Origin of the sequence: Paenibacillus sp. FSL H3-0321 (assembly GCF_038002865.1) — a bacterium.
In the GTDB taxonomy this organism is placed as follows: domain Bacteria; phylum Bacillota; class Bacilli; order Paenibacillales; family Paenibacillaceae; genus Paenibacillus_AQ.
In genome coordinates, this window is sequence record NZ_JBBODH010000001.1 from 3,470,979 (window position 1) to 3,483,920 (window position 12,942).

At 50.4% G+C, this 12,942-nt stretch carries 10 protein-coding genes; all 10 read right to left on the reverse strand.

What is annotated here, in order from left to right:
* Positions 1-4: 4 nt before the first annotated feature.
* The 10 genes from MHI45_RS15410 to MHI45_RS15455 all read right to left on the reverse strand — a co-directional run bounded on the left by MHI45_RS15410 (position 5) and on the right by MHI45_RS15455 (position 12,882).
* Positions 5-1,300, reverse strand: coding sequence for an ABC transporter permease (locus MHI45_RS15410; RefSeq protein WP_076113824.1), 1,296 nt, complete (start codon positions 1,298-1,300; stop codon positions 5-7).
* Positions 1,287-2,024, reverse strand: coding sequence for an ABC transporter ATP-binding protein (locus tag MHI45_RS15415; protein ID WP_231578346.1), 738 nt, complete (start codon positions 2,022-2,024; stop codon positions 1,287-1,289). Before MHI45_RS15415 ends, MHI45_RS15410 begins: the two co-directional genes overlap by 14 nt.
* A 2-nt stretch (positions 2,025-2,026) precedes the next feature.
* Positions 2,027-3,748 (reverse strand): alkaline phosphatase, encoded by a 1,722-nt coding sequence (locus MHI45_RS15420; RefSeq protein WP_076113825.1) that lies wholly within the window; start codon positions 3,746-3,748, stop codon positions 2,027-2,029.
* Positions 3,749-3,923: 175 nt separating this feature from the next.
* Positions 3,924-4,715: an EFR1 family ferrodoxin gene (locus tag MHI45_RS15425; protein WP_076113826.1), complete on the reverse strand. Its 792-nt coding sequence runs from the start codon at positions 4,713-4,715 to the stop codon at positions 3,924-3,926.
* A 38-nt stretch (positions 4,716-4,753) separates the two neighbouring features.
* Positions 4,754-5,161, reverse strand: coding sequence for an FMN-binding protein (locus MHI45_RS15430; protein ID WP_076113827.1), 408 nt, complete (start codon positions 5,159-5,161; stop codon positions 4,754-4,756).
* 19 nt (positions 5,162-5,180) lie between these two features.
* Positions 5,181-6,143 carry an FAD:protein FMN transferase gene (locus MHI45_RS15435; RefSeq protein WP_341119175.1) on the reverse strand — a complete coding sequence of 321 codons (963 nt, stop codon included), beginning with the start codon at positions 6,141-6,143 and terminating at the stop codon, positions 5,181-5,183.
* A 356-nt stretch (positions 6,144-6,499) separates the two neighbouring features.
* Entirely contained in the window at positions 6,500-8,512 is a 2,013-nt protein-coding gene (gene ligA / locus MHI45_RS15440) for an NAD-dependent DNA ligase LigA (protein ID WP_341119176.1), read from the reverse strand.
* Positions 8,513-8,612: 100 nt separating this feature from the next.
* Positions 8,613-10,970 (reverse strand): DNA helicase PcrA, encoded by a 2,358-nt coding sequence (pcrA, locus tag MHI45_RS15445; protein ID WP_341119177.1) that lies wholly within the window; start codon positions 10,968-10,970, stop codon positions 8,613-8,615.
* A gap of 63 nt (positions 10,971-11,033) precedes the next feature.
* Positions 11,034-11,744 carry a heptaprenylglyceryl phosphate synthase gene (locus tag MHI45_RS15450; RefSeq protein WP_341119824.1) on the reverse strand — a complete coding sequence of 237 codons (711 nt, stop codon included), beginning with the start codon at positions 11,742-11,744 and terminating at the stop codon, positions 11,034-11,036.
* Positions 11,745-12,009: 265 nt separating this feature from the next.
* Positions 12,010-12,882: a phosphatidylinositol-specific phospholipase C/glycerophosphodiester phosphodiesterase family protein gene (locus tag MHI45_RS15455; protein ID WP_341119178.1), complete on the reverse strand. Its 873-nt coding sequence runs from the start codon at positions 12,880-12,882 to the stop codon at positions 12,010-12,012.
* Positions 12,883-12,942 lie beyond the last annotated feature (60 nt).

Here is a 12,942-nt window from a genome sequence, read left to right on the forward strand (position 1 = left end):
CCTCCTAGGATTTGAACAAAGCAAGAGGATGCATCCGGTACATCCGGAATGCAGGCCCCAGCGAAGACAGCAGACCAATGGAAAGCGCCCCTGCAGCAATAAGCCAATGATCAGGTGTCCACTGATAAGGTTCAATTTGAATGCCAGCTTGGGCGAACAGTGCATCCTTCAACAGGAAAGCGCCAAGATGACCCAGCAGCAGTCCGGCGATAAGTCCGGTAGCTGTCACCAGCAGACCTTCGCTCGTTAAGGTCAACCATACATAGGCTCTGGATTTGCCGAGAAGACGCAATAGCCCCACATCCTTGGTACGTTCCCCGACTGCGGCAATCAAAGACAGCAGGATCGCTATCGCTGCCAGAATTACGCATAATGCCGTGAGCACACTCAATAGCTGTGCTCCCTGATCAACAGCGTTCAGCACGTCGGAAACCGCCTGGCTTGTATAGGCAGCCTGAACTCCATTACTGCCATCCAGCACCTCTTTCAAATCATGGGCCCCAAGCAGACTGGCCGGTTTAACCAGCACGGCTGTAATCTCCCGCTCCTCAGGAGGCAAGCCATGTACGGCCCAGGCATAATCTACGGTCGTAAATACTGCGCGGTCATCAGGGGTATTGAGGGCCGGAAGAATGCCCACAACGGTATACTGGAAGCTTTCATGTGCGTGTTCTTCGCCATGTTCTTCGTCATGTGCTTCGTCCGGCGAATCTCCGGCCGCCTCGGCAGCATGGTCTTCCTCATGCTCCTCCTCATGCTCCTCTGTGTGTTCCGCCTCCGCAGTTTCATGGCTGTCTCCCTGAACAAGTCCATGTGCGCCCGTAAATGTATCACCAATGTGCAGACCCAGAGATTCCGCCACATACGATCCAATAATGGTCTCACCGGTGTGCGCATATAAATTCCCGTCCTGAAGGTTACGGTCGCCGTAACGGGTAACAAAATATCCGGAGTCCATGCCGACGATCGGAAACCCTTTATAATTATCTCCCGTTGTCATCGCAAAGGCCTTATCCACATCCTGATCCTGCTCCACTTGATCCAGAACAGCAAGCGGGATATTGCCTGTCGGAGCACCGATATGATAAAAGGTATTCAGCACAAGCTGGGTTTCACTGCCGGCTGCGCCAATTACGAGATCGAAGGGGCCATACCCTTTTTTGGCGCCTTGCTCAACGCTTTGCCGGGACAAGGATAGCAGGACGATAAAAGCAACCGTAACTGCGACCGCACATACCGTCAACAGCGACAGAAACCGCCGATGCAGCAAATTACGCAGTGTTAATTTAAAGAGACTCATACAATTCCCTCTTCCGTTTCTCCCGGCTGCTCTGGAGTTTGGGCGCTGATTCCCGGCGTATCCGGTTAATCTCTTGAATGTTCAGACAGCGGGGAAAACGGTTCGCCATATTGAGATCATGCGTTACAACAATTAAGGTATGTCCATGAGCGACGCTGAGATCCAGTAAAAGCGAGGCAATTTCATCTGCCGTTTCCCAGTCCAGACTGCCGGTGGGTTCATCCGCCAGCACAAGCGGCGGCTCATTCACCAGCGCCCGCACAATCGCTACCCTCTGCTGCTGCCCGCGGGAAAGCTGGGAGGGAAGATGCCGGCCCCGGTCTGCCAGACCTACCTGATCCAGCCAATCGTCGACTACCCTTCTTTTCTCCTTAAGCGGAAGCTTTGCGGTCATAGCGATCTCCACATTCTGCCTTGCCGTCAATGAGGGGATCAGATGGAAATCCTGCAGCACATACCCGATATTGGAAGCCCTGAAAGCATCACGCTTCGCCTCTGTGAGCTCGCGTAACGGCTTGCCGTCCACGACAATCCCGCCGCTGTCGGCCAGCAGAATTCCGCTGATCAGATGCAAAAGAGTGCTTTTACCGGACCCGCTGGGTCCGGTAATCGCTACGTTCTCTCCTTTTTCAACACTCCATTCAGGAATATCCAGTATCGGCACATTTCTTCCGTCTACACGAAATTGCTTTTTCAAATCGTGAATTTGGAGCAACAGAGCCACTCCTATCTCAATTTAATACGTTCGGACAAGGCATCCCAAGTCAAGGTTGTGCCCTTCAGCTGGCTGAATGCACTAAGCGGCAGGTACAATACGCCGTTATCGATATCAACGATATAAGAAGCAGCCTTGCCGTTCAGCTTAGCGGTTTTGTCTGTCAGATTCACATCAATTACATTTTTCTGCAATGTCAGCTTCGCAGCAGCAGCATCCCCTTTGTAAGTGCCTCCCAGCGCCTTGATCAAAGCTTCAGCAGGATAAAGTACTTTGTTGTCGCGGCTGATTTTGAACTTCGGATAAACGTATTGGGATTGCAGCTCTGCGGAACGTTTGTTCAAATCAAGGCCCAGTATGCTGGCACCCGCCTTCGCGATCTCGGTGTTGTCCACCTGTCCTTTTACCTGCTCCGCAATCGGACCATAAGCCCAGACACCCACATCTACTGCGGAATGGCCATGGCCTGACCAGCCCACGAGCAGACGTTTGGAAACCACTGCATTGTAGGCTCCTTCACGTTTATACGAAGACCCGTCGCCTTCCATAATTTGTGCAACCTCTTCGTCTGTAAGATCGGTAATCCATGTATTGGCTGTTACGATGCTGCGGATCTCTTCCGGTGTCTGTGCTGCTTCCAGAGCGGCAGCCAGGCTTTCCGAGGAATGTTTTTGCTTATCCCACAGGTCGATATTGATTTCGTAAATGTTGTCGCGGGAGAGGGACAGTCCACCCGTTTCATGGTCGGCTGTAACCACAACGGAGGTGTTGCCGTTTTTCTTCGCGAAATCAATCGCTGTCTTGACCGCGGCATCGAAGTCGAGTGCCTCCTGGACAAGTGTCGGCAGATCGTTGGCATGACCGGCATGGTCAATCCGTCCGCCTTCAATCATCATTACAAAACCCTCTTTATCCGCTGATAAAATATTCAGCGCTTTGGAGGTCATTGTCGCCAGGCTGGGAATTTCCGCTGTACGGTCCGGAACATAAGCCACATGGGAACTGCCGAACAGGCCCAGCACCTTGCTGTTTTTGGAGGTAAGCGCATTTAAGGCTGTTTTATTTTCAACTACAGTGTAGCCTTCGGCTTTAAAATCAGGGAGGATGTTCTTATCCGTCCGTTTGCCCTTTTCATCTTTGGTTACAAAAAACTGCTTGCCCCCGCCCATCAGAACATCTACACCGCTCTCCAGGTATTGCGAGGCAATCGCCGATTCATTATCACGGCTGCGGACATGCGAGGCGTAGACAGCTGGCGTCGCGTGAGTAATCCGGGCTGTGGTAACAAGTCCTGTTGCTTTGCCGCTCGTTTCCGCAGCCTCAATAATGGAGGCAAACGGTTTGGATACATCTTCATTGGAAACGCTGATGCCTGCGTTGTATGTTTTGTGGCCTGTAGCAAATGCAGTACCGGCTGAGGCGGAATCTGTAACGATCCCCGAAACGATTTTCCCGCCGTCCTCACCACGGTCTGCATATGTAGTCGCTTGTCCCACGTAGTACGGATCAAGATTAAGATGGCTGACTCCCTTGGTGTATTGCTGAAAATATCTTGCGGCAGAAATTTGGGCCGGACCCATGCCGTCACCAATTAGTACGATAAGATTTTTGGACTGGGCTTTTGCAGCTCCCCCAGAAGTTTTGGCACTTTGTGCCGCTCCGGCCAGTGTAGCTCCTGAAACTACAGCTGCTGCCAATCCTCCAATTACCACACTCTTCATCAGCTTTTTCATTATAAACCCCTTCCTTGTTATAAAGATCTTTAACCAATCTTACCTTCGAAAGGTTAACCAATTGTCAACTGTAGTCAGGGGTTGTATTAAATTATCAACTGTTCATATATCACCGGGACACAAAAGAACCCACACCTTGTCACCAAGATGAGGGCTAGTAACGTTTTTTGTACAATCATCTTTCATTTATAAATTCAGCAATAGTTATATGGGGATTTGTATATCTTCCTTTGTTTTCGGTTTTTTGGCCATATTGAATGGCTTTGACGGGGCAATAATGAATACACGCCAAACATAGCGTACAATTTTTCCCCCACTGCGGTTTTTCAGAAACTTGAATGTTATTGCAGTTACAGACCTGCTCACAGGTACCACAGCCGATACAACTATCATCTGCCTGAAACTTGGTCGGATCAATGGCCTTTTTAGCAAACATCGGATTTATAATACCGGTTAATACCCACGGAAACTTGCCTTTATCTATCCTGAATGCTCCTGTTGTTCTTTGCTCAATGTCATGGTTGATTTGTTTTAGAGCCTCCTCTGCCGCAGATAGCTTGTGGTGCTCCACTTCTTTGGAATCTACATCGCCCATGATGATAAAATTATTTGGCATTTTGATAGAAAATCCGCTGTTTAATTTTATCTTTTTTCTGCTCAGACAATCTTTCATTACTTTCATTGAATTGCCGATGCTGCCTCCGCAGGTTGCGACGGAAAAAACGTAGTTCCCCTGGTAATTGTTCAGCTTAAGCTTTCTAATAAATTCAAGGACAATTCCAGGCGGTCCCCACGAATAAGTAGGATGGACAAATCCAATAATTTCATGATCCTTCAGATTATATTCATTGCATTCATTGCCTGTGTTCTCTGCGGCAGATATGGAAATTAACTCTTCACCCGTATGAAGGGCTATATTTTTAGCAGCATATAACGAGTTCCCGGTTCCCGAAAAGTAAAATATCATCGGATGCTCCTCTCGATTCCTTGTAATGATTTCCTTGATTAATCCAGCGCATTTTCTATCGCTTTGAGAAAAGCTTTGCAGGTGAGCGTTGCACCACTTATGGTATCTACCTGCAGCGACTGCTCCCGGATTACCCTGCCGAACAACTCATCTGTGAACTCAGCCGGTTTTTTCTCTGCTTGCTCTAACACCTTGATGTCTGTAACTTTGCTGGAGCTCACGGTCACTTGAACTTTATTGGCCCTCCATTTGTACATACCTCCCTTATATTCCCCAACATATGTGCCATTCTTAATCTGCTTAAAATCCAGTGCTCTGATCGGGAGGTTTTTAGCTTCACGCCGTTCCCCAGCAGTAAAGAGTAACGCTCCCCCTGCACCTCCCGCAACGAGTACCACCAGTACGATAACTGCGATTAGCATTTTGTTTCTCCCCTTTCGTTTCATTGCAATCTACTCCCGTCTTTTATCCTAAGATATTCGCTCTTATCCCCATCTCCGGCTGAAAGCAGTTGTTGAGACCTCGGGTAACATGAACCTGCAAGTCCGTATCCACGAGAACCGCTTCGGTTCCAGGGAAGCTTGTAAGAAGCTGAATCCCCTTATTCATCCCGGCTACAAATATCAAAGTAGACAACGTATCCGCAAGCGTAGCGTTATCAGCAACAATGGTCACGCTGATCAAACCTGATTCCGCCGGATATCCGGTATGCGGATTCAGGATATGATGACGCCTTTTCCCCTTACGATCGATGAAGAATCGCTGATAATCCCCGGAGGTAACCACAGCTTTGTCCGCTACAAGCACAGCTCCAATCAATCGATTATTCTGCCTGGGGTGACGGATACCTACACGCCAAGGGGAACCATCCGGCTTCACTCCCACAGCTGCCACATTTCCGCCAATGTTTGTGAAAGCCGATGAGATACCAAATTTCTTAAACAGCTCTACAAACTTATCGCTGGCATATCCTTTGCCTATCCCCCCTAAATCAACGGACTGCCCCACTTTTTGAAGTCCAGCAGTCTTTTCATGAGGATCTAACATCAAATCTGCAGCATTCACCACACGAAGAACCTCTGTGATTCTTACCTCATCGGGAATTTCAGATGAATTCTTATAATTCCATAGATCTACTAAGGGGCCGATAGTGACATCAAAACATCCATCACTATAATTTGAAAACTCAGCAGCAAGCGACAGCACCTCATAGGTATCCGGACTCAACTTCTCACATTTCATCCCCGCTGACCTGTTGACCCTGCTAATCTCGCTATCGGGTATAAAGCGGCTTAGTAGGTTTTCAAGCCTTTCAGCTTCATACTCGACAGCTCTGAGTGCTTCTTCCCCATGATCGCTGAAAACTTTGTGGATCATCTCTGTACCCATCCCATAGTGAACAGACTGGGCCGTCATGGCTTTATTCATCTTTAGTCCTCCTTCCATGGACCGTTACACTGAGGCGTATGCTTGACCAAGGCAATTGATAAATATGCAGCTACAACAAGGCTTATGTGAATGAATATATTATTATTCATTCATTTTAGCATAAAAACGATTCGCCGTCAGGATTAATTTTCCATTCAACACTGCACTTCTCTTTCCACCACAACTCGAAAGAAAAGCTTCTCCTCGACAGGGATGATCCTGCTGTTGCAGATGTAAACGTAGAATTGTATATCCTTAAATTTCAAAAAGCCCTGTGACCTTTCGCAGGAAGCGAAATGATCACAGGACTCTGTATCTTGCTGTACATTGATATTCAGTACTATCGTAAAACAATCTTAAATCTCCAGCAGCCGGATCAATTCTTCCTCATCCTCAATGACCTGAATACCCAATTGCTGTGCTTTGGCCAGCTTGCTGCCCGCTTTTTCGCCGGCGATGACCAGATCGGTTTTCTTGGAGACACTGCCCGATACTTTGGCGCCAAGCGCCTCGAGACGTTCCGCAGCTTCCTCACGGGTAAGCTTCTGCAGCGAGCCGGTTAACACTACGGTCTTACCGCTGAAGAAGGAATCCGTACTGACCGGCCGTGGAGCCTCAGGTGCCTTCGCTTCTACACCCAGTGCAAGCATACGGTTAATACCCGTTACCACAAAAGGATCAGCGAAAAAGCCCACGATGCTCTCTGCCACAATCCCACCGATATCCGGCAATCCAGATAGTTCCTCTGCAGTTGCGGACATTACCGCCTCCAGACTGCGGTAATGATCGGCCAGCATCCGTGTGGTTGCTTTGCCGGTATTCGGAATGCCTAGGGCAAAGAGGAACGAGGCTAGATCACGCCCTTTGCTCTCTTCCAGCGCCTTCAGCAAATTGTCCGCTTTCTTTTCACCGAAGCGATCGAGCTTGACCAGCTGTTCAAAGTTCAGTTCATATAAATCGGCAGGCTCCCGCACATTCAGCTCTTCGTGCAGCTGCCCGGCCGTCTTGTCGCTGAAGGTCTCAATGTCCATCGCATCACGGGAAGCGAAATGGGTGATCCGTCCGATAATCTGCGGCTTGCAATCCAGCTTGTTGTTGCAGAAAAGATGCGCTCCGCGCATTTCGAGCGGGAAACCACATGACGGACAATTCTCGGGGAATACAATTTCCCCGCCGTCGCTTTCTTCCGTCACCTTGCCAAGTATCTCTGGAATGACATCATTGGAGCGGCGGATAAACACCCGCGTGCCCAGCGCATGCTTCAGATTCTTGCGTTCAATATCTCCGACGTTGTTCAGCGTGCAGTTCTGGACAGTAACTCCAGCCAGTTCTACCGCCTCCACACGGGCCAGAGGTGTGACTTTGCCTGTGCGGCCTACATTCCAGCTGACTGACTCCAATATGGTCGTCGTTTCTTCAGCTTCAAACTTGTAGGCAACCGCCCAGCGCGGAAACTTATCGGTATAACCCAGTGCTTCACGGATACGGAAATCGGTAACCTTGATTACCGCACCGTCAATCAGATAGTCCAGACCGGAACGGCTCTCTTCAATCTCCGCCAGCTGCTCTGTAACCTCGTCAAAGTTAGCGAAGTAGGTGAGGTACGGATTCACCTTAAACTGGTTGGTCCGCAGGAAATTCATCATCTCCTGATGATCGGCAAACTGCACCCCTTCAGCATAACCCACGTTATAAAAGAAAGCATTTAGCCTGCGGTTCGCCGTAGTCTTAGGATTAAGGTTGCGCAGCGCTCCGGCAGCGCCATTGCGTGCATTCTTCAGCGGTTCGGCAGCCCGTGTATTGTAGTCGGCCAGCACCGAAAGGTTCATAATCCCCTCGCCCTGCACTTCGATAAGACCTTCCTTGAACGGAATCGTCAACGGAACGGACTTGATCGTCTTCACCTGAGCCAGTATGCCTTCACCCGTCACTCCATTTCCTCTTGTCGCCGCCTGCACTAGCACACCGTCACGGTAGGTCAGGTTCAGGGTCAGGCCGTCGAATTTCAGTTCGACGGCATAACAAGGCTCGGGCAGAGGTGTATCCGGATTCTTCGTGTTGTAGTCGTTCACGAGACGCAGCACACGGGCATTCCAGCTCCGCAGCTGCTCAATATTCTGCGCTTTGTCCAAACTCCATAGCGGAGCAAGGTGACGGTGCGGGGTAAAGCCTTTCAGCAGTTCCCCTCCCACACGCTGGGTAGGGGAATCCGGCAGCACAATGCCGCTCTCCGCTTCCAGGGCAACCAGCTTATCGTAAAGCACATCATATTCCTTGTCGCTGACCTGCGGTGCATCCAGCGTGTAATAATGGTAATTGTATTGATTCAGCTCAGCCACAAGCTTTTCCATCGTATGCATAACGTCCATCCGGGCGTATCCCTCCGTCATAAGGATAATGTAAAGCATGTGAATGATACTTCTACTTTATCTTTATATTCTAAAAACGCATTTGTTAACCGTCCCCGGATTATTCGACTTTGGTAATCGGGGCAAAACCCGCAAGCAGCCGTTTCACACCGACCGGTGCCGGAAAAGCAATCTGCAGCTCCGTGTCGTTGCCGCTGCCTTTCACGGACACAATGGTGCCGGTGCCCCATTTGCCGTGGGCTACCTTGTCGCCGGCTTTATAATCGCCTGGCGCCGCGGCCCCCGCTCCTGATGCGCGCTGTGCGCCGCTTCCGGAGGTTACGGTCACGCGGCCTGCTCCGGCCGCTGACGCTGTGCTGCCGCCAAAGCCGGCGGCCCCGCCGCCTGCCGGCGCATCCCCGGCAGCGCCTCCGCGGCTGCCGAAGTTCCCCCGGGCGCCGCCGGTGAAGCCACGGCCGCCATAGGCACCGCCAACCTCCGCGCCACCGCGCCGGAAGCGGTCCGAAGCAGAGCCGGTATCTTCCTTCAGCTCCTCCGGAATCTCCTCCAGGAAGCGGGACGGCGGGTTGGCCGTCGTCCGTCCGAATAGCGTGCGGCTGCGGGCACAGCTGAGGAACAGCTGTTTCTCCGCACGCGTAATGCCTACATACGCCAGCCGCCGTTCTTCTTCCAGTTCGTCATTGTCCTGGAAGGCGCGGCTGTGCGGGAATACGCCCTCTTCCATCCCGATAATAAACACGGTCGGGAATTCCAGCCCCTTCGCGCTGTGCATGGTCATCAGCACTACAGCATCGTCGCGTTCCTCCTCATCGTCATTCACACTGTCGATGTCAGCGATCAGCGCCAGATCCGTGAGGAAGGAGACCAGCGACTTGTCTTCGTTATTCTTTTCGAATTCCATCGTCACGGACAGGAACTCATCAATGTTCTCCAGCCGTGAGCGGGATTCTAGCGTATTCTCATTCTGCAGCTCCAGCCGGTATTGCGAGAGCTCCAGAATCTTCTCCGTCAGCTCCGTTACCGAGAGGAATTCGACCATCCGGTGCAGCGCTTCGATCATATCATAGAACTCCACCAGCGTATTGCGCGTCCGTCCGGCAAAGCCCAGATCGTCCACCGTCTGCAGCACACGGAAGATGGATACCCCACGTTCTGCTGCTGCTACAGCCAGCTTGCCCACAGTAGTATCACCCAGCCCCCGCTTTGGCACATTGATAATGCGCGTGAGACTGATGTCATCATCCGGATTGGAGAGCAGGCGCAGGTACGCCAGCAGATCCTTGATTTCTTTACGGTCATAGAACTTAATCCCGCCTACGATCTGATAGGGAATGTCCGATTTGATCAAAATTTCTTCTATTACGCGAGACTGTGCATTCGTGCGGTACAGGATGGCATGATTCTGGTAAGCCTGGCCCTGCTTGGCATTCTTGCTGATCTCTCCGGTTACAAAATAACCTTCGTCATGCTCGGAGTCGCCGCGGAACACTTTGATCTTCGGACCTTCCTCTGAATCGGTCCATAGCTTCTTCGGTTTACGTCCGGAGTTCAGCGCAATTACGCCGTTGGCTGCATTTAGTATATTGGAGGTTGAACGGTAATTCTGCTCCAGCAGAATCGTCTTCGCTTCCGGATAGTCTTCTTCGAAATTAAGGATATTCGTAATGTCTGCTCCGCGCCAGCGGTAAATCGACTGGTCGCTGTCACCAACTACGCAAATCCGGTGATGGCTTTCCGCCAGCATGCGGCAAAGCATGTACTGCGCACGGTTTGTATCCTGATACTCATCCACATGAATGTATTTAAATTTCTTCTGGTAGAAATCAAGTACCTCAGGCACTTCCTTGAACAATTGGATCGTCTTCATAATTAAATCGTCAAAATCCAGCGAGTTGTTGCTTCTCAGCCGATGCTGGTACTTGGTGTACACTTTAGCAACAAGACCTTCAAAATAATCGCCAATCTTCTGCTCGTACTGCGCCGGAGTAATCAGCTCATTTTTGTTTGTGCTGATGACGGCCTGGACAGCCTTTGGCTCAAATTTCTTCGTATCGATATTCAGGTCTTTCATACAGTTGCGGATGACGGACAACTGGTCTGTAGAATCGAGAATTGAGAAATTGGAGGTGAAGCCAATCCGTTCAATATCCTTGCGCAGAATCCGTACACACATCGAGTGAAAGGTGGATACCCATATATCCCGTCCTTCTGATCCAACCAGCTTGGAGACACGGTCCTGCATCTCCCGGGCCGCCTTATTCGTAAAGGTAATCGCCAGAATTGCCCACGGCGGAGCCTTGCGGTTCGCAATCAACCAGGCAATGCGGTGGGTAAGCACCCGGGTCTTGCCGCTGCCCGCGCCGGCCATAATCAGTAAGGGCCCTTCAGTAGCTTCTACAGCCTGGCGCTGTGGAGGATTAAGCCGGCTTACGGCTTCCTGTATGTTAACAAGTTGCATGTGTGACATGCTCCTTTCTCAGTTTAAGCTTAGAATGTCAAGAGCAGCGCTATCTCAAACTTGCTACTCCCAATGCATCTGCTGGGTCTTCTTTACCGCCTGCACGGTGAGCAGTGCTTGCTGTATATCCTGGTAAATAATATTCCCGACCACTACGGTGTCGCAGAGGGCAGCTGCCTGCTCAGCCTCAGCCTCGCCGGTAATCCCCCCCCCGTAAAACAGCTGGCTGTTCTCCACCATCTCTCTTACCGAACGAACCGTCTTCATATCACCGAACATGCCGCTGTATTCAAGATACACTACCGGAAGCTGCATCAGCTTGTCCGCAATCTGGGCATATGCCGCAGCCCCCTCGGCACTAAGCGAATGGTCTGCACCCGTAAGGCGTGCTACGGAAGAATCTCCATTCAGGACAATATATCCTTCGGCCAGCAGCAGTTCCCACGGAATCAGACTTCCGTAACGTTGAATGGCTTTGCGGTGTTGGCCAATAATCCAGGCCGTGTCTGGCGTATTAAGCACCATAGGAATCATATACAAATCAAAGCCGGGAACGACTGCCTCCAGATCCGAAATCTCCAGTGCGCAAGGCAGCTCATAACGCCGCAGCCGGTTCAGCAGATCAATAGTATTCTCATAAGTCACACCGGTGGAGCCCCCAACCAAAATCGCATCGGTTCCGGACAGGCAAATGGCCTCCAGCTCAAGGTCTCCGAGCTCACGGTCCGGATCGAGCTTAAAAACATGCCGCCAAGGCTGTATCAGTTGCCGCATCATATTCATCAATCGTCCATCTCCATCATTCATCTAGCAAGCCAAATACACTCCCGCTACCGCAAAAAGCCGTAACTCTAGTCTATGCCAGTGCTAAGGGGAGTGTCAATTTAAAGAGCGAAAAAATGCGAACATTTTTTCGCCTTTTTATAATATAAGAATTCATTGTTGTATGCTATAGATCAGTCTTATCTTTCTGGCAGAAACTATGCTTAAGTGCAGCGTTCATCGAACAATGATTGCTCATCATCACCACTGCCGGCTGCTAGTTTCGCCCCAGACCTCTGAGTCTGTCCATGTCATCTTCAGAAACGAAATCGGTATAGAACCCGTCCACACCCAAACGGGACAGCTGGACGATTTCTTTCTCATCATTAATCGTATGCACATAGACGCGGGCACCGGCCCCTTTCAGCTTTTGCACAAAGCTCTTGGTGGCCCTGTCGTCAGACATGGTGATGTCCGCCCCGGTTTCCTTGACGAATTGAGTCACCACTTCATCACTGTCCTCCGATTGATATAAAGTATAAATGACTTTGGGGAAGACATGCACCTTACAGATCATATCCAACATCTCACGACTGTAAATCTGCGGCACAATCCGCTTCAGCAGCGATGGATCCCTGCGCTCAGCTGCCTCGACAATCATTTCGAATTGCTGTGTGACCAGCTCCGCTTCAACCTCCTTCGTATCGGTTACGATATAGGCATCCGGATAAGCCATCATCAAATCCATGATCTTCTCAATATCAGCCGGCGAGTATAGGCCCAGAATCGGACTGTCCATAAATTCGGCATAATCCAGTACTTCCCCTTGCTTGTCAGCAGGAAGCACTTCCTGCTGTCCTAACTGCTTAGTCATATCCTTTGACCACTCATGACGGGCCACTAGTTTCTGATCCCCCGTGAACAGCAGATCGGCTTCAAATACACGTGTTCCCTGCTCATAATTGGCGATAAAACCTTCAACAGCATTGGTATAGGCATGCCCGTTGATGCCACCCATTGCATGGGCAACAACCCGGTGGGCTGCAAAGCCGGCGACCGGCTCTTTATCTTCCGGTATCAGCGTAATCGCAAGCAAAAGTACTATTGCTATAACCATGATGACTGATGCAGTACTCTTTTTGTTATCCATTATAGTAGGTTTCCTTTGCAAAAGTTGGAGTATAAAAACAAAAAACGGCTGTGGCCTTGG